The organism is Endozoicomonas elysicola (assembly GCF_000710775.1).
Lineage (GTDB): Bacteria > Pseudomonadota > Gammaproteobacteria > Pseudomonadales > Endozoicomonadaceae > Endozoicomonas > Endozoicomonas elysicola.
Genome location: NZ_JOJP01000001.1, coordinates 4,612,382 through 4,628,522, shown reverse-complemented (window position 1 = coordinate 4,628,522; position 16,141 = coordinate 4,612,382). Strand labels below are relative to the sequence as shown.

General features: G+C 46.7%; 14 protein-coding genes and 13 tRNA genes. 22 read left to right on the top strand and 5 right to left on the bottom strand.

Going from position 1 to position 16,141, the window contains the following annotated elements:
* Window positions 1–5 precede the first annotated feature (5 nt).
* From rpsI to GV64_RS19500, 5 genes are all read left to right on the top strand, one after another.
* Window positions 6–398, top strand: a complete 393-nt coding sequence (gene rpsI / locus GV64_RS19520; RefSeq protein ID WP_020581461.1) for a 30S ribosomal protein S9 — start codon at window positions 6–8, stop codon at window positions 396–398.
* A 546-nt stretch (window positions 399–944) separates the two neighbouring features.
* Window positions 945–1,538, top strand: coding sequence for a ubiquinol-cytochrome c reductase iron-sulfur subunit (petA, locus tag GV64_RS19515; protein WP_020581460.1), 594 nt, complete (start codon window positions 945–947; stop codon window positions 1,536–1,538).
* On the top strand, window positions 1,538–2,773 hold the full coding sequence (locus GV64_RS19510; protein WP_020581459.1) for a cytochrome b: 1,236 nt from the start codon (window positions 1,538–1,540) through the stop codon (window positions 2,771–2,773). Before petA ends, GV64_RS19510 begins: the two co-directional genes overlap by 1 nt.
* The gene (locus tag GV64_RS19505) at window positions 2,773–3,543 is read left to right on the top strand and encodes a cytochrome c1 (protein ID WP_020581458.1); all 771 of its coding nucleotides are present in this window, start codon (window positions 2,773–2,775) and stop codon (window positions 3,541–3,543) included. The genes GV64_RS19510 and GV64_RS19505 overlap by 1 nt, the downstream gene beginning before the upstream one ends.
* A gap of 227 nt (window positions 3,544–3,770) precedes the next feature.
* Window positions 3,771–4,319: a DUF2058 domain-containing protein gene (locus tag GV64_RS19500; RefSeq protein ID WP_020581457.1), complete on the top strand. Its 549-nt coding sequence runs from the start codon at window positions 3,771–3,773 to the stop codon at window positions 4,317–4,319.
* A 77-nt stretch (window positions 4,320–4,396) separates the two neighbouring features.
* On the opposite strand, the gene GV64_RS19495 is transcribed toward GV64_RS19500, so the two are convergent.
* The 3 genes from GV64_RS19495 to GV64_RS19485 form a co-directional block, all read right to left on the bottom strand.
* Entirely contained in the window at window positions 4,397–4,774 is a 378-nt protein-coding gene (locus GV64_RS19495) for a RidA family protein (protein WP_020581456.1), read from the bottom strand.
* 274 nt (window positions 4,775–5,048) lie between these two features.
* Window positions 5,049–5,924 carry a hypothetical protein gene (locus GV64_RS19490; protein WP_152554127.1) on the bottom strand — a complete coding sequence of 292 codons (876 nt, stop codon included), beginning with the start codon at window positions 5,922–5,924 and terminating at the stop codon, window positions 5,049–5,051.
* A gap of 527 nt (window positions 5,925–6,451) precedes the next feature.
* A complete protein-coding gene (locus tag GV64_RS19485; protein ID WP_020581454.1) occupies window positions 6,452–7,330 on the bottom strand; it encodes a LysR family transcriptional regulator in 879 nt (292 codons plus the stop codon).
* A 145-nt stretch (window positions 7,331–7,475) separates the two neighbouring features.
* On the opposite strand from GV64_RS19485, the gene GV64_RS19480 reads away from it, so the two are divergent.
* The 16 genes from GV64_RS19480 (at window position 7,476) to GV64_RS19405 (ending at window position 13,249) form a co-directional block, all read left to right on the top strand.
* Window positions 7,476–8,468 carry a TDT family transporter gene (locus GV64_RS19480; RefSeq protein WP_020581453.1) on the top strand — a complete coding sequence of 331 codons (993 nt, stop codon included), beginning with the start codon at window positions 7,476–7,478 and terminating at the stop codon, window positions 8,466–8,468.
* A 124-nt stretch (window positions 8,469–8,592) separates the two neighbouring features.
* On the top strand, window positions 8,593–9,864 hold the full coding sequence (locus tag GV64_RS19475; protein WP_020581452.1) for a cation:proton antiporter: 1,272 nt from the start codon (window positions 8,593–8,595) through the stop codon (window positions 9,862–9,864).
* Window positions 9,865–9,985: 121 nt separating this feature from the next.
* Window positions 9,986–11,464, top strand: coding sequence for a glutamate--tRNA ligase (gltX, locus tag GV64_RS19470; RefSeq protein WP_020581450.1), 1,479 nt, complete (start codon window positions 9,986–9,988; stop codon window positions 11,462–11,464).
* A 232-nt stretch (window positions 11,465–11,696) separates the two neighbouring features.
* Window positions 11,697–11,772, top strand: a tRNA-Ala gene (locus GV64_RS19465).
* A gap of 8 nt (window positions 11,773–11,780) precedes the next feature.
* Window positions 11,781–11,856: transfer RNA gene (locus tag GV64_RS19460), tRNA-Gly, on the top strand.
* 48 nt (window positions 11,857–11,904) lie between these two features.
* Window positions 11,905–11,980 (top strand) — tRNA-Glu (locus GV64_RS19455).
* A gap of 43 nt (window positions 11,981–12,023) precedes the next feature.
* Window positions 12,024–12,112, top strand: a tRNA-Val gene (locus GV64_RS19450).
* 49 nt (window positions 12,113–12,161) lie between these two features.
* Window positions 12,162–12,237, top strand: a tRNA-Glu gene (locus GV64_RS19445).
* Window positions 12,238–12,280: 43 nt separating this feature from the next.
* A tRNA-Ser gene (locus GV64_RS19440) sits at window positions 12,281–12,369 on the top strand.
* A gap of 49 nt (window positions 12,370–12,418) precedes the next feature.
* Window positions 12,419–12,494, top strand: a tRNA-Glu gene (locus GV64_RS19435).
* A 67-nt stretch (window positions 12,495–12,561) separates the two neighbouring features.
* Window positions 12,562–12,637, top strand: a tRNA-Gly gene (locus tag GV64_RS19430).
* Window positions 12,638–12,685: 48 nt separating this feature from the next.
* Window positions 12,686–12,761: transfer RNA gene (locus GV64_RS19425), tRNA-Glu, on the top strand.
* A 53-nt stretch (window positions 12,762–12,814) separates the two neighbouring features.
* Window positions 12,815–12,890, top strand: a tRNA-Gly gene (locus GV64_RS19420).
* Between the two features lie 54 nt (window positions 12,891–12,944).
* Window positions 12,945–13,020 (top strand) — tRNA-Ala (locus tag GV64_RS19415).
* A gap of 19 nt (window positions 13,021–13,039) precedes the next feature.
* A tRNA-Glu gene (locus GV64_RS19410) sits at window positions 13,040–13,115 on the top strand.
* A 58-nt stretch (window positions 13,116–13,173) separates the two neighbouring features.
* Window positions 13,174–13,249: transfer RNA gene (locus GV64_RS19405), tRNA-Gly, on the top strand.
* Window positions 13,250–13,369: 120 nt separating this feature from the next.
* On the opposite strand, the gene GV64_RS19400 is transcribed toward GV64_RS19405, so the two are convergent.
* Both GV64_RS19400 and fbaA read right to left on the bottom strand, forming a co-directional pair.
* Window positions 13,370–14,272, bottom strand: a complete 903-nt coding sequence (locus GV64_RS19400) for a fructose bisphosphate aldolase (RefSeq protein ID WP_020581449.1) — start codon at window positions 14,270–14,272, stop codon at window positions 13,370–13,372.
* Between the two features lie 171 nt (window positions 14,273–14,443).
* On the bottom strand, window positions 14,444–15,517 hold the full coding sequence (fbaA, locus tag GV64_RS19395) for a class II fructose-bisphosphate aldolase (RefSeq protein ID WP_020581448.1): 1,074 nt from the start codon (window positions 15,515–15,517) through the stop codon (window positions 14,444–14,446).
* An 88-nt stretch (window positions 15,518–15,605) separates the two neighbouring features.
* Between fbaA and GV64_RS19390 the strand changes: the two genes are divergently transcribed.
* Entirely contained in the window at window positions 15,606–15,803 is a 198-nt protein-coding gene (locus GV64_RS19390) for a hypothetical protein (protein WP_020581447.1), read from the top strand.
* Window positions 15,804–16,141: the final 338 nt, after the last annotated feature.

The following is a 16,141-nucleotide window of genomic DNA, read 5'->3' as shown; positions in this document are numbered from 1 at the left end:
TGGTTATGTCTGTAACACAATACTACGGAACTGGACGTCGTAAGTCCTCAACCGCACGTGTTTTCCTGAGAACTGGTACTGGCAGTATTACTGTCAATGGCCGTACTCTGGATGAATACTTCGGTCGTGAAACTGCACGAATGGTAGTTCGTCAGCCTCTGGAACTGACTGAACTGACTGAAAAGTTCGACATCAAGATCACTGTATCTGGTGGCGGCGGTTCCGGTCAGGCTGGTGCTATCCGTCACGGTATCACCCGTGCGCTGATGCAGTATGATGAGACTCTGCGCTCTCCGCTGCGTAAGGCTGGTTACGTTACCCGTGACGCTCGTGAAGTTGAGCGTAAGAAAGTGGGTCTGCGTAAAGCTCGTAAGCGTCCACAGTTCTCTAAGCGCTGATATTGTATTCATTCAGCCTGTCGAGGTTCTCGACAGGTTGTTGGATTACTGGAAAACCTCTCATGGTGCCTCTTTTTTTTGGGGGGGACTTTGGGAGGTTTTTTTTGTGCCTGTTTTTTTATTAGAGAAGAAATGCCCGGTTTTTCTTATGGGCATTTTTTTTATGCGCTAAAACCAGTATCATTACGCACTGCCGCTTATGTGGGTACGTATAATGCGATAGCGGCTTTATTGTGTGGGGGGGATTCCAGTTGTTGTGTTGCCTCTGGGCCATTACAGTTGGTTCTGTCGAAAATAATGTAGTGTCATTGCCTAACAAAAGCCCTGTTATACAAGTAAATCTGTTATCATGTTTTGGTGTGTTTTGTTGGGCTTTGTGACAGAGAGAATGTCCTGCCGATAATAAAGTTTGGGGTTTCAGCTGGGAGCTCGTCTCGGGTTGCAGTATTAGAGAACTCTTACAGTGGGCTTGTGTGGCCCCAGTTATCACACCCATGAACAAAAAGAAGTCATTGGGCATTCAGCCCGGATGGGGAGAGTAGGTTAATGAGTGACAACGGCGTAAACAAAGGCCGGCGCCGCTTTCTCGTGGCAGCGACTTCGGTGGTGGGGGCTGCCGGAGCTGTTGGGGTCGCCACGCCTTTTCTGAAGTCGTGGAATCCAAGTGCAAAAGCAAAGGCAGCTGGTGCTCCTGTTAAGGTGAATTTAAGTAAGCTTGAGCCTGGTCAGCAGGTTATCTATGAGTGGCGTGGTAAACCCGTGTTTGTGTTGCGCCGAACCAAAGATATGCTGGATGAGTTGCCGTCCCAAGATGGTCGTCTACGCGACCCTAAATCAGAAAACTCGGACCAGCCTGAGTATGCCACCAATGTATACCGCTCACGGACAGAAGATGTTCTTGTGCTGGTAGGTCTATGTACCCATCTTGGTTGTTCTCCTAAATATCTGCCAGAAGTCAAACCCATGGAGTTTGATGCAAACTGGAAGGGGGGGTACTTCTGCCCTTGTCACGGTTCAAGATTTGACTTGGCTGGGCGTGTTTATAAAGGAGTTCCCGCCCCAACGAATCTGGTCGTGCCACCTTACTCCTTTGAAGGCGATGATATTCTGATTATCGGTAAAGATGAGGAGAATGCGTGATGGGAAATAAGATAATGGATTGGGTGGATGCCCGACTTCCTGTCACTCAGGCGTGGGAAAAGCATCTCAGTAAGTATTATGCCCCAAAGAATTTTAATTTCTGGTACTTCTTTGGATCTCTGGCTCTGCTGGTTCTTGTCAATCAGATACTGACCGGAATCTGGCTGACCATGAGCTATGTGCCCAGTGCTGAAGCTGCTTTTGCTTCAGTTGAGTACATCATGAGGGATGTGGAATATGGCTGGTTAATTCGCTATATGCACTCAACCGGTGCTTCCATGTTCTTTGTGGTTATTTATTTCCACATGTTCCGTGGTCTCCTCTATGGATCCTATAAAGCACCCCGTGAGCTGATTTGGATATTTGGTATGGCGATCTACCTGGCGCTGATGGGTGAGGCCTTTATGGGGTATCTGTTACCTTGGGGGCAAATGTCCTATTGGGGGGCCCAGGTAATTATTTCCCTGTTTGGTGCTATTCCAGTTATTGGTCCAGACCTTCAGCAGTGGATTCGTGGTGACTTCCTTATCTCCGGTATTACCCTGAATCGCTTCTTTGCGCTGCATGTTGTTGCTCTGCCAATCGTCATTCTTGGTCTGGTTGTTCTCCACATTCTTGCGTTGCATGAAGTCGGCTCTAACAATCCAGATGGTATTGATATCAAAAAGAACAAAGGTCCTGATGGTGTGCCTCTTGATGGTATTGCCTTTCATCCCTACTACACAGTGAAGGATATTGTGGGTGTGGTGGTGTTCCTGTTTGTTTTCTGTGGGATTATTTTCTTCTTCCCGGAAATGGGCGGATTTTTCCTTGAGCATGCTAACTTTGAACCGGCCAATGGTCTGAAAACGCCAGAGCATATTGCACCGGTTTGGTACTTTGGGGCTTTTTATTCCATCCTCCGGGCGATTACCTTTGATATTGGGCCTATCGACTCCAAGCTGGGTGGTGTTATAGCGATGGGTGGTGCAATTGCCATTCTCTTCGTTCTGCCATGGCTGGATCGCAGTCCGGTTAGATCATGGCGCTATAAGGGTATTATCAGCAGAACCAGTATCGTGATCTTTGCCTTTGTCTTTATTCTCCTGACATGGCTTGGAACGCAACCGGCTACAGAAACTTATACACTTATTGCCCAGATTTGTACGCTGATTTACTTTGCGTTCTTCCTGTTGATGCCTTTTTATACTCGGTGGGAGAAGACTAAACCTGTACCGGAGAGGGTGACCGGCTAATGAAAAGAATAATACTGACCATTAAGTTGTTTCTGGTTTCGGTGCTGTTTTCATCGTTGGCGGCAGCAGCCGGTGGGGGCTATCCTCTTGATGAGGCTAATTTGGATCCTTCTGATAAGGCTTCTTTGCAGCGGGGGGCGAAGTATTACCAGAACTTTTGTGCGGGTTGCCATGCGACCCAGTATCAGCGGTATGAGCGTGTAGCAGACGATCTGGGTATTCCCCATGACCTGATGATGGAAAACCTTGTGCTCGATAAGTCCGCCAAGATTGGCGACCTGATGCACAACAGTATGGACCCAAAAGAGGCTAAAGTCTGGTTTGGTGCAGCGCCTCCGGATCTGACATTGGTTTCCCGTGTGAAAGGTGGTCCCGACTGGCTGTATACCTATCTGAGAACCTTTTATGAAGACCCTAGTCGTCCTTATGGTGTGAATAATAAGGTCTTTCCTGATGTTGGTATGCCTCATGTGCTCTTGGGGCTTCAGGGTGTTCAGATTGACAACTGCGGTGATGAGGATCCAACGGCGCGTGATCCGCTTACGGGTGATAAAATCTGTGGCTTGACTATTGACCCTGAGCGTAAGGGGAGTATGACTACCGCAGAGTATGACCAGATGGCTTATGATCTGACGAACTTCCTGGCTTACTCTGCAGAGCCTATGCAGGAGCAGCGGAAGCAATTGGGTATTTATGTATTCCTGTTCCTTGCAGTGTTCCTGGTGTTTGCATATCTGCTTAAGCGTGAGTTCTGGAAAGACGTGCATTAACTCTTCTTTGATTAGTTAAACATATCTAAGGCCGGAGTAATCCGGCCTTTTTTATGGTGGAAGGTTTTTGGTTTATTGGAATCCTTTACTCTCTTTCCATGCTCGCACTACTGTGTGAAAAATTGGGTTGTGGGAAATTAAGGAGTGGGGGGGATAATCACTGGCTGGTAGCAAGATGGATTGCTAATATTCCAGTTTTCTGTTTTCCCTCTGGTATATAAAACACTATGAGTAAATCACTTCGTGACCAGCTAATGAAGGCGGGTCTGGCGACCAAGCAGCAGGCGTTGCAGGCAAAAACCAGTAATAAGAAGAAAAAAAAGCAGGCAGCTAAATCGGGGGATATGACCGATCAGGAAAAAAGACGTATAGACTTGGAGCGTGAAAGGCAGGCTAAGGCAGAAAAGGATCGAGAGCTTAATCGGCAGCTTGAAGAGGAGCGCCAGCGTAAGGCTTCAGAGGCACAGGTTCGACAGTTGATTGAAGTGAATGCATTGTCCAGGGATGGAGGAGAGGCGGAGTATAAGTTTGTCTTTGAGAATAAGATTAAGAAGATTTATGTAACTAACGATCAATTGGCTAGGCTGGAGCGGGGACTTCTGGCTCTGGCTGTGCTTGGTGAGGATTTTCTGGTAATTCCTGCTCCGGTGGCCAGTAAAATTGCTGAGCGAAAGCCGGAAGCAATTGTCATGCAGAATGACAAGTCTGGTGATCTGACCGAGGAAGAAGAAGACTGGTATGCTGATTACCAGATTCCAGATGATCTGATGTGGTAACGGGGGCTAACCCCCCGTTCAATATCAGGCTCTCAAAGTACTTTTCATTGAGAGCGGCACGGCTGCTTAGTCGTTTTTTAGTCGACAGTAGCCAGAGCTTCGATTTCCACTTTGACATCTTTTGGCAGACGAGCCACTTCTACCAGGCTGCGAGCAGGAAAAGGCACCTTGAAGTACTGCTTGTAGACTTCATTGATGTTACTGAATTCTTCCATATCACGGACAAAAACGGTGACTTTCTTCACACGGTTCATGCCGCTGCCAGCAGCATCCAGTACTGCTTTCAGGTTTTTCAGGCATTGGTGAGCTTGTTCTTTGGTATCTTCGGAGACTTCCCCGGTTTCCGGGTCGATTGGAAGTTGGCCGGAAGTTACCACCAGATTGCCAAAGCGCATGCCTTGAGAGTAAGGGCCGATGGCTGGAGGTGCATCAGGAGTTTCAATCACTTTTTCCATGAGAATTAAGCCAGTTTGTTTAGGGAAAGGGGCGCAATTTTAGAGATGCCGATTATGTTTGTCATCGGATCAAAGTCAATGAATGGGTATATTTGGGTATAAATACCTAAAATGATCGAATCCATATTATAGATAGCTAAGGCTGGATGGTTATAGGAAGTGACCAGTATGGGGCGCGCAACTGCTGCAGTGAGCATTATGAAGCATTTGCGCAGTTGTTATTTAGCTGTAGTTCTGTTCTGGAATCCTTGTTAGGTGTGGATAGATAAGAATTCTAGCCTTCAGTTGTTGTTTTCAGGGCTGGATCTGTAATTCCTTTGTTAATTGTATCTTTTCTAAGATCAAAACACTGTTTTACCTCAGGATTACTTAGTGGACCAGAGCAAAGTGAAAACATGCTATCCTTATTGGCATCAATTGCTTGGCTTGCACCAATGTTGGTGATGAAAACCCGGCTTCTTAAGTCTTCTTCACTCTTTGGTTGCAGTTCGAATAGTTCGTCTTCAATGACCTGCAGAGGGTTTTCAGAGTCAGCAAGTTCGGATGGCTTTCTGATGAATGTGCCTGGTGGCTGCATGATATAGATTGCGCCGACTTCTTCTGGTGACAGCTTGGTTACAAATTCCATTGGCCTATCAGCATAGTTAGCGTTCTCATTAACGAAGCATCTATATATATCCTGATGCTTTGGGCTTCGATCTAACATGCCGGATTTGGGGTAAAATCCATAAGGTTTCGTGTTGGGTCCAAGGTTTGATAGTAGAGGCGCTGTTCTGCTTCGCTCTGTTACTGTGTAAAGACTGGCAGGATCGCTTAGTACTACTTCAGAGATGGCTCCCTCCCATGTTGTTTCGTCATCCGGTTTTATTGATTTATCAGTTCCGGGTCTATTTGTCACAACGGCGATAGTGATTTTCCATTGATCCAGATTTTTCTCAGGGTATTCACGAATGAGTGCTTGTTCGAATTTTAGCTGAAAGCCAACCACAATTGGTCGGGACTCTTCATCACTTTTAACGTAATTATTTTTTACCCGGCGTGAAAATGCCTCAACTTCTTTCTTGAAAAGACCTTTTTGTTCTGGGGATAAATGGTCTTTACTATCTAAGTTAATTAACTCTAGCACGGCCTGCCGCATGGCGTCTGGCATGGCAGAGTGAGTTGCAGAGTACATGTTGGGATACCTTCCGATTGCGCAGCCTGAAAGTACGAAAGATTCCAGAACTAACAATAACGTTGGTAGCTGAAAGAATCGTCTCATTATAGGTAGGCAGCTTTTTATTGGTTGAGCGGTAAACTTAGTCTCTCATTTCAGCTTGTCCAGTATTCATAGGGTGGGGCTAGCTGCTGATGTGGTTGTCTTTTCGAGACTGGTCATTGTTAGCATTTATTTAAGGTGTATTTTTCAGAACTTGTCACTTTGATTGAAACTATTGCCATTCGGGATTAACAGCAAATTGCTTCAAGGCATCGAAGAGGTAGCAGTTTTCGATGAATCGAAATACTAACTCATTGATATTTTGGATGCTTAGAGAAAAGTTGTGCGTGCGATTCCTGGGTTTTCTCTATATACATCCATATGTTAAGGCTTTGGCGGGAATCGCTGTCACCGATGTTTTCGAAGCCCTTTCTATCAATAGGGTGTCAGCGAGAAGTTTTAGAGTGGCTGAATTCGGCTTACTTTTGCAGTTCTTTCAGGAGGAGGTTAACTAATCCGCTCCGGTATTTTCTTCTATTTAATAATAGCCACAGCTGTCTTTTCATGGGCTCTTTGGGGAAAGGGAGTTGTACCAGTTCGCCCTGTGACAGCTCCTTGGCAATGCAGAGTTCAGAAAGGCAGCTGATACCAATGCCTGAGCGCACCATGCTTTTGATCGCTTCCGTTTGATTAAGCTCCATCTTCAAGTGCCTTTGGCGTAAATGCTGACCAATATGCAGCTCAAAAAGCATGCGGGTTCCTGAGCCGGTTTCGCGAAGAACCCACTCCGTCTGCTCAAGATGTTCAACCATCATTGTTTTGCGTTTTGCCAATGGGTGGTCACTGGCACAAAAGAGAATAAGGTGGTCCTCCCTCCAGGGAATGGTTTCTATTTCAGGGTGTTGGCAGGGGCCTTCAACGCAGGCCAGATCAATTTCCAGTGCTGCCAGTTTTTCAATGATGGTCGTGGTGTTGTGGATATCCAGTTCTACCGAAATCTCTGGGTTAATTCTTTCAAATCGGGCCAGTTCTTCAGGCAGCAGATAGTTTCCAATGGTGGTGCTGGCACCAATAGTGAGTTTGCCACTGTGATGGTTGTTATGGCTGAACAGGCGGGTGATTTCTTCGCTGCGGTCCAATAGTTCACAGGCAAGAGGCAGTAGTTTCTTGCCTTCTGAGTTCAGAATCAGGCGGTTGCCAGTCCGGTCAAACAATTGGCTGTTCAGGTGTTTTTCCAGTTCAGACAGGGCCATGCTGGTTGCCGGTTGGGACAGGTATAGCTGTCGCGCTGCCAGTTGAACCTGGCCGAGTGTAGCTGTGGCTCTGAAAACCTGTAGCTGTCTTAGCGTGATATGCATGGTATTGATGCTTTAGTGCTTTAACTATCTTGTTGAATTTTATTAAGTATAAGTAAAACTTAATCTATATATTCATAAGTTTGATTTTTCTTATCTTAGGTTGGGTTATATCTTTATTCCAACTATTTTCTGGAGATGAGCGCAAGTGGCTGTTGTTAGTCAGTTTGAAGATGGCTTGCTAATGCATAAAACAGGTTTGAGTGTCCGTCTCAGGAAGGTGCCTACTCCGTTAGGGGGCCTTGCTCTGGGTATTGCCAGTCTTGGGTCTCTCTGGGCATTTGTTCTGCCCCTGTATGCGGAGTGGTTTAAGCTGGCTTCTGCCTTTGTCGGTGGGATTCTGGTATTGGCCATTATTCTGAAGTTTGTTACCAATCCGGATCTTTTTCGAGAGGATCTGGCGCACCCTGTGATTAGCAGTGTTATGCCCACCTGTGCCATGGCAACGATGGTCATTGCCCAGTCACTTCTGTCAGTACTGCCGGTTTTTGCCAGGGGGCTCTGGTTGCTGGCCGTTATTGTACATCTTCTTTTATTTATAGGTTTTACGGTTCACAGGCTGATTGATTTCCGTTTGCACCATATGGTCCCAAGCTGGTTTGTGCCTCCTGTGGGAATCATTGTGGCAGCTGTGACCAGTGCTGGTATGGGGCATGAAAAGCTTGTCTTTATACTGTTTGTATTTGGCCTGTGCTGCTACTTTATCAAGCTGCCGGTCATGCTGTATCGATTGATCTTCAGGGAAACGATTCCGGATGCGGCATTGCCAACGTTTGCCATCATGGCGGCACCAGCCAGTCTTTCTCTGGCGGGATATTTATCAATAACTGACCAGCCAAACTACTTACTGGTTGCAGTCTTGCTGCCATTGGCTATTTTTATGACGAGTCTGGTCTATGTTGCGTTTGTTCGTCTGTTACGCCTGCCATTTTCACCGGGTTATGCGGCCTTTACGTTTCCTATGGTGATTGGGGCTACAGCGTTGTTCAAGCTGGCGGATATACTTAATCAACAGGGCTATCAAAAAGTTTGTGATGTTATTAACAATCTGGCCGGCTTCGAACTGCTGGTAGCGACGGTAATCGTTTTGTATGTTGCCATACGCTATCTCTGGTTTTACTTTTCACCTCGCCATTCCTGATGTTTGCCGAATCGTGGGCTGACCGATCGAAGTGGTCATGAGTGGATAGCAGTCATGGCCTCAAATACCGCTCTTTTTAATATTCTAACTAGGGTGGTGTTTATACGTATAAACGGAACAGGAAATGTCGGTAACACATTCTGGTGCAGGTCTTGCCATTCCCATGCTGATTTTTTGCGGCCTATTCCTTCTGGCGGCCATTTCAGCAATCCTTCTGAAAAAGTTACGCTTCCCTTATACGATTGGTCTGGTCGTTATTGGAATGGCGCTTGGAATCGCTGCTGAATACTGTGAATTACTGGCACCGATCCTTCGTCTGTCTTTGACGCATGACTTGATCATGTATGTGCTGTTACCCATCTTGGTTTTTGAGGCAGCCATCAATATTAAATTATCGGCTCTGATGAAAGAGCTTGTGCCTGTGCTGATTCTGGCGATCTTTGGGGTTGTGCTATCTACGCTGGTGGTTGGTGTCATTCTGGGAGAGCTTACGCCGTTGTCTTTGGCTGGTGCGCTACTGTTTGGTGCATTAATTTCTGCAACAGACCCTGTGGCGGTTATTGCTCTTTTTAAAGAGGTAAAGGCACCTGAGCGAATGTCTTTGTTAATGGATGCAGAGAGCTTGTTTAATGATGCAACGGCCATTGTTATGTTTGGTATAGTGCTTTCAATTATTCAGGCAGGTACAGGCATAACAGGTGGCGCCGTTTTTGCATCGATTATAGAGTTCTTCCGGGTGTTTTTTGGTGGGATTTTTGTCGGGGCAGCTATGGGTGGAAGTATGTTGGCGCTGCTGCGGTTATCTCGCGGCATGCCTTATGTGCATATTGCACTGACAACGATTCTTGCTTTTGCCAGCTTTATTATTGCTGATCATGTCTTTGAGACCTCGGGTGTGATGTCAGTGATTGCTGCAGGAATTATCACTCGCAGTTATGGACGGCGGGCAATGGCTGACTTTATGACGCTTCGCCATTTGGATCCGTACTGGGAATTTATGGCGTTTGTTGCAAATAGCTTTATCTTTCTTCTTCTTGGGCTGAGTGAAGACTTTTTGCTAAGAAATATGGAGCATCTCAGTATGTTCTATCCTACTCTGCTAATTGCTGTCGTTGCTGTATTGCTGGCACGTTTTCTGGTTGTTTACCTGTTGCTTCCCATCAGTAATCTGATTCCGCTAAGTGGTAAGGTGGATGGTGGTTCCATGAAGGTCATGTTCTGGGGGGGGCTGAGAGGTGTCGTGCCTGTTGCTCTGATGTTGTCGATTCCAGACTCAATGCCAGAAAAACGCATGATTATTGAGATGACACTCGCCGTTATTCTTTTCTCCTTATTGGTTCAAGGGACAACCATTGGTTGGTTGATGTCTCGCCTGGGGATAAAAAGACAGGCTTGAGCCTGTTTGAAGTGAATCAATATTTGGGTGCTACTGGCTCTCCGCTTTATAATGGTTGTTTTGGCATTCTGTCTGCCTCCTCCCTCAGGGAGGAGGCAGACTTTATTGAGAAAGCAAATCCATGACTGTTCGCACCCGTATTGCACCTTCTCCAACCGGTGATCCTCACGTTGGTACTGCTTATATTGCCTTGTTTAACTTGGCGTTTGCCAAGAGTCAGGGGGGGCAATTCCTGCTGCGTATAGAAGATACTGACCAGGTCAGAAGCACCCCCGAGTCTGAACAGCAAATTCTTGACTCCCTGCGTTGGCTTGGTCTGGATTGGGATGAAGGTCCAGATGTAGGTGGCCCACATGGTCCTTATCGTCAGAGTGAACGTCGTGAGATTTATGCTGAGCATAGCCAGATTCTCTTGGATAAGGGGCATGCCTTCCGTTGCTTCTGTTCTTCTGAGCGTCTGGATGAGTTGAGAGTTGAACAGACAGCCAATAAACAGATGCCGGGTTACGACGGCCACTGTTTGCATCTTTCCGAAGCGGAGGTTCAGGCTAAGCTGGATGCAGGTGAGCCGCATGTTGTTCGGATGAAGGTACCTGCGAGTGGTGTCTGTAAGGTTGAAGACATGCTCCGTGGCACTATTGAGATTGACTGGGCTCAGGTGGACATGCAAGTGCTGGTTAAGGCTGACGGCATGCCCACTTACCATCTTGCCAATGTTGTGGATGATCACCTGATGGCGATCACGCATGTTATTCGTGGTGAGGAGTGGATCAACTCTGCACCTAAGCATCAGCTGTTATATGAGTACTTTGGCTGGGATATGCCTGTTCTCTGTCACATGCCGTTGCTGAGAAACCCTGACAAGAGCAAGCTGTCGAAGCGGAAGAATCCGACCTGTATTACTTACTATCGTGATATGGGCTATTTGCCGGAAGCGTTGTTGAACTACCTTGGTCGTATGGGTTGGTCCATGCCTGACGAGAGAGAGAAGTTCGGTCTGGATGAGATGCTGGCAAATTTTGATATCAAGCGTGTATCCCTGGGTGGTCCAATTTTTGATCAGGAAAAATTGTCATGGTTGAACGCCAGCTGGATTCGCGAAAACCTGACCACGGAGCAGTTTGCTGACCGATTAGGTCAGTGGTTGCTCAATCGTGACTACATGATGAAGTTTTTGCCTCTGGCAAAAGAACGTGTTGAGCGGCTCAGCGATTTTGCACCCATTGCCGCTTTTATGTTCTCTGGTATGTTGAATCTGTCGCCTGAAGACTTTGCCCATAAAAAGCTGGAAGCGGGTGATGTGAAGAAGGTGCTGCAATTCACTCTTTGGAAGCTTGAGCAGCTGCGTCAGTGGCAGCGTGATCAGATTTTCTCTGAAATTAAAGGGCTTTCCAAAGCAATGGACATCAAACTGGGAGATTTCAATCACCCGATTTTTGTCGCTATTGCCGGAACACCAAACTCCTGGTCTGTTATGGAGTCTATGGAGATTCTTGGCCCGGATATGACCCGTGCCCGTCTTCGTCATGCCGTCGAAGTGTTGGGAGGTGTTTCCAAGAAGGAAGCGAAGCGACTGGAAAAAGAATTTTCAGCGCTTTAAGCAGAGACTCTGCTTTGCTTTGGGGCCGGTGGAAATACCGGCCTTTTTTATAAAAAGGTTTATAACTGCGTAGTTATTCAATAATAATTTTTATAAGCGACGCTTGACAGGATAGGGGGGCATCCATATCATTCGCCCTGCGTTTCGGGGGGCAAAATTAAAGAGCTCTTTGAAAGGCGCTAAAGCAAAAGCAGTTGTTAAATACTTTGAGTATTGTTGCTGCGAAGGTTTTGGGGCTATAGCTCAGCTGGGAGAGCGCAACACTGGCAGTGTTGAGGTCAGCGGTTCGATCCCGCTTAGCTCCACCATTTTTATTGCGGGAATAGCTCAGTTGGTAGAGCGCAACCTTGCCAAGGTTGAGGTCGCGAGTTCGAACCTCGTTTCCCGCTCCAAATCTAGAGCTTAAGTGGTTTTTATATCATTTAAGTCAGAAGGATTGCGTCCCCTTCGTCTAGTGGCCTAGGACACCGCCCTTTCACGGCGGTAACAGGGGTTCGAGTCCCCTAGGGGACGCCACTTATAGACAAGGTCTGAAGAGCCTTTATAATCCATCTTCATTGCGGGAATAGCTCAGCTGATAGAGCGCAACCTTGACAAGGTTGAGGTCGCACTTTCTTGTAACAAGAATGAACCTCGTTTCCCGCTCCAAATCTAGAGTTTGAGTGATCGTTGTATCATTTGAATCAGAAGGTTTTGCGTCCCCTTCGTCTAGTGGCCTAGGACACCGCCCTTTCACGGCGGTAACAGGGGTTCGAGTCCCCTAGGGGACGCCACTTATAGACAAGGTTTGAAGAGCCTTTATAATCCATCTTCATTGCGGGAAGAGCTCAGTTGGTAGAGCGCAAGCTTGCTAAGGTTGAGGTCGCGCTTTCTTGTAACAAGAATGAACCTCGTTTCCCGCTCCAAATCTAGAGTTCAAGTGATCGTTGCGTCATTTGAATTAGAAGGTTTTGCGTCCCCTTCGTCTAGTGGCCTAGGACACCGCCCTTTCACGGCGGTAACAGGGGTTCGAGTCCCCTAGGGGACGCCACTTATTCTCTTCTCTTTATTGAGAGTCGGAGAGCAGGGTTTGAAGAATCCCTAAAATTATCTTCACTGCGGGAATAGCTCAGTTGGTAGAGCGCAACCTTGCCAAGGTTGAGGTCGCGAGTTCGAACCTCGTTTCCCGCTCCAAATCTAGAGTTCAAATGATGATTGTGTCATTTGAATAAGAAGGATTGCGTCCCCTTCGTCTAGTGGCCTAGGACACCGCCCTTTCACGGCGGTAACAGGGGTTCGAGTCCCCTAGGGGACGCCACTTATCTCTTTATAGAGAGCAGGGTTTGAAGAACCCTTAAAATCATCTTCATTGCGGGAATAGCTCAGTTGGTAGAGCGCAACCTTGCCAAGGTTGAGGTCGCGAGTTCGAACCTCGTTTCCCGCTCCAGTTTCAATATGTTGTATTTGTTATGAAAAATGGCATAATACGGCAGGTTGATATGGGGCTATAGCTCAGCTGGGAGAGCGCAACACTGGCAGTGTTGAGGTCAGCGGTTCGATCCCGCTTAGCTCCACCAAACATCGTTTGATGTATGTGTCCCCTTCGTCTAGTGGCCTAGGACACCGCCCTTTCACGGCGGTAACAGGGGTTCGAGTCCCCTAGGGGACGCCACTATTACAGTTATTGTGTAAGCAGTGGTGTCCAGCTTTTAAGCTGATGACTCAAATATGCGGGAATAGCTCAGTTGGTAGAGCGCAACCTTGCCAAGGTTGAGGTCGCGAGTTCGAACCTCGTTTCCCGCTCCAATTAAAAAGCCAGTCCAAATGGACTGGCTTTTTTTGTGCGTGACTTTTATCCGTTTTGAACCAGGCATTGTAAGGGTTATGTGCAGGGCTGGGAGTGGTTTGTTTCTAAAGGCTCGCAGTTTATGTCAGGGATGATTGGTAAATACTTTCAATCGTGCTGTTCAGTGTGGCATTAAACGAATCATCACTCTGCTGGGCAGATAGCCCATTGGTGAGCACTCTTGAAAAGCTGGCAATGATGCCATGGTTTGCCGCCAGTTTGACATTGGCGTCTTCCAGTGGGTAGCCACCGGACAGGGCAACTACTTTCAGAACTCGGGGGTGGTCGACCAGTGGCTTGTAAAAGTCGGCCTCATTAGGTAGGGATAGTTTTAGCATGACTTGTTGAGTATCGGGCAGGGTGTTCAGCTGTTTCAGGATTTCTGTCCTTAAAATTGCTTCTGAGTCGGATTTATCCGGACTATTGATATCGACTTCAGGCTCAATAATCGGTATCAGGCCTGCCGCAATAATCTGCTTCCCGACCTCAAACTGTTGCTGGACAACTTCAGTAATTCCAGTGCTATCGGCTTTTTTAATCACTGATCGCATTTTGGTGCCAAATACGTTCTGGGCGCTGGCCTTTGACAGTAGGGTGTCCAGTTGTGGCATGGGGTTCATCAGTTGAGCACCGTTGTTTTCCAAGGCGAGTCCTTTGTCTACTTTCAAAAAGGGAACAATCTGCTTTTTTTGCCATAGAAATTCGGCAGAAGGTATGCCTTCGATGTTTCGGTCCAGGGTATTCTCAAACAGAATAGCTCCCAGTATTCGTGTGCTGTCAAATACGGCGCTGGTGATAATACGGGTTCGCATTTCATGGACCTTGGCAAACATCTCTTCATCACCATTGTATTGATCTGGTTCAATGCCATAGTGCTGTAATGCCTGTGGTGTGCTGCCGCCACTTTGATCCAGTGCTGCAATGAAGCCATTGCCTGTTTTTACCCGTTGCAGCATGGCAGAGTGAGTTTGTGATGCCATCATGAATACTCCTTCATGTTGATAGTCACTGAGATGAAAGATAAACCATAGAGCGGGATAGTGAAGTGGAATTTCTTTTCTTTCGGGGGGCGCGATGAGTGAACTTGCAATAAAAAATACAGTAATCGGATTGGGGGAGTGATAGGGTGCCGGCAATGCCGGCACCGGGGGAGGTTACAGTACGTCGATGCTGTTCAGATCTTGATGTGCCTGCTCAAGACGGGAGATCATGGTCTCCTGTCCTGCGCGCAGCCATACGCGAGGATCATAGAACTTCTTGTTCGGCTTGTCTGCGCCTTCAGGGTTGCCCAGCTGGCCCTGCAGGTAAGCTTCGTTTTTCTTGTAGTAGTTCAGAACGCCTTCCCAGCATGCCCACTGAGTATCAGTGTCGATATTCATCTTCACTACACCGTAGGATACTGATTCGCGGATTTCTTCCAGGGTAGAACCGGAACCACCGTGGAATACGAAGTTCAGAGATTTGGCTGGAATGCCGAATTTTTCAGAGCAGTATTTCTGGGAGTTGTCCAGAATCTTTGGTGTCAGCTGAACATTGCCTGGCTTGTAAACACCATGAACGTTGCCGAAAGAAGCAGCGATGGTGAAGCGTGGGCTGATTTTGCTCAGAATTTCGTAAGCGTAGGCTACGTCTTCTGGCTGGGTGTACAGCATGGAGCTATCCATGTGAGAGTTGTCCACGCCATCTTCTTCGCCACCGGTGCAGCCCAGTTCAAATTCCAGAGTCATGTCCATCTTGGCCATGCGCTTCAGGTATTCGGCGCAAGTGGCAATGTTTTCTTCCAGAGACTCTTCAGACAGGTCAATCATGTGAGAAGAGAACAGTGGCTTACCGTTCTGCTCGTAAAACTCTTCACCCGCAGTCAGTAGGGCATCAATCCATGGCAGCAGCTTGCGTGCGGCGTGGTCAGTATGGAGGAGAACAGGAATGCCGTAAGCTTCTGCAACTGCGTGGACATATTTTGCGCCAGCAATGGCACCCAGGGCGCCAGCAGGGTCAGTTTTAAGGCCTTTGCCTGCGAAGTAGGATGCGCCACCGTTAGAGAACTGAATGATGACTGGTGACTTGGCCTTGGCAGCAGCTTCAAGAACTGCGTTGATTGAATCGGTGCCAACAACGTTCACTGCTGGCAGTGCAAATTCACCGGCTTTGGCAGCCTCAAAGATTTTCTGAACGTCATCACCGGTAACTACGCCTGGCTTTACCAGGTCCATGATTTTTTGGGACATTGGTTTGATTATTCCTCATCCAAAGGGGGTGGCAATATTTCAATCAGAATGAAATGGGTAGGTTACAACAGGTAAGGATTTTTTCCTAATGAATAAAAAGCGTAGTGGGATTGGTTTTGTAACTATTGTTGGCTGGTGTTTGTCTTTGATTTTATTTGATTGGATGTCGTTGGCTTTATGGTTTGATTTTGAAAATGTTTTTTTTAGTTTATTGGTTTTTATTAAGAATGCTGTTTTTATCAGTATTTTGGGGATTATGTATGGGAAAAGTCATGTCAATGTATGAATGGTGTTGATAGGTTTTGATTCTCTTTTTGGAAAAAAAATCAATAGAAGTTTTTTGATTTGAGTCAGTTTTTTTGTGGTTTTCTTGTGTTGTAATGCTGAAAACAGCAATCGATATATATCTAAAATAATAAAATTAATTAATTGTAATGATTTTTTGGAATATAAGGCTTTGAGCTGTTCGATGAATTCGCAAAGCTTGAAATTTGCTGGTTTGTCGACAGATAGAATTTATCAGTAAATGGCAATGGTCAGGCATTAATAGTCAGGATGCACTATCTTGAGGATGTTGAAATAAAAGACGGACATCTGATGGTTGCCAGCTTATTAAACAGTATT

Bases quoted from the DNA above. Each gene is read 5' to 3' on its own strand.
- rpsI (WP_020581461.1), top strand. From the start codon at position 6: ATGTCTGTAACACAATACTACGGAACTGGACGTCGTAAGTCCTCAACC.
- petA (WP_020581460.1), top strand. From the start codon at position 945: ATGAGTGACAACGGCGTAAACAAAGGCCGGCGCCGCTTTCTCGTGGCA.
- GV64_RS19510 (WP_020581459.1), top strand. From the start codon at position 1,538: ATGGGAAATAAGATAATGGATTGGGTGGATGCCCGACTTCCTGTCACT.
- GV64_RS19505 (WP_020581458.1), top strand. From the start codon at position 2,773: ATGAAAAGAATAATACTGACCATTAAGTTGTTTCTGGTTTCGGTGCTG.
- GV64_RS19500 (WP_020581457.1), top strand. From the start codon at position 3,771: ATGAGTAAATCACTTCGTGACCAGCTAATGAAGGCGGGTCTGGCGACC.
- GV64_RS19495 (WP_020581456.1), bottom strand. From the start codon at position 4,774: ATGGAAAAAGTGATTGAAACTCCTGATGCACCTCCAGCCATCGGCCCT.
- GV64_RS19490 (WP_152554127.1), bottom strand. From the start codon at position 5,924: ATGCCAGACGCCATGCGGCAGGCCGTGCTAGAGTTAATTAACTTAGAT.
- GV64_RS19485 (WP_020581454.1), bottom strand. From the start codon at position 7,330: ATGCATATCACGCTAAGACAGCTACAGGTTTTCAGAGCCACAGCTACA.
- GV64_RS19475 (WP_020581452.1), top strand. From the start codon at position 8,593: ATGTCGGTAACACATTCTGGTGCAGGTCTTGCCATTCCCATGCTGATT.
- gltX (WP_020581450.1), top strand. From the start codon at position 9,986: ATGACTGTTCGCACCCGTATTGCACCTTCTCCAACCGGTGATCCTCAC.
- GV64_RS19400 (WP_020581449.1), bottom strand. From the start codon at position 14,272: ATGATGGCATCACAAACTCACTCTGCCATGCTGCAACGGGTAAAAACA.
- fbaA (WP_020581448.1), bottom strand. From the start codon at position 15,517: ATGTCCCAAAAAATCATGGACCTGGTAAAGCCAGGCGTAGTTACCGGT.
- GV64_RS19390 (WP_020581447.1), top strand. From the start codon at position 15,606: ATGAATAAAAAGCGTAGTGGGATTGGTTTTGTAACTATTGTTGGCTGG.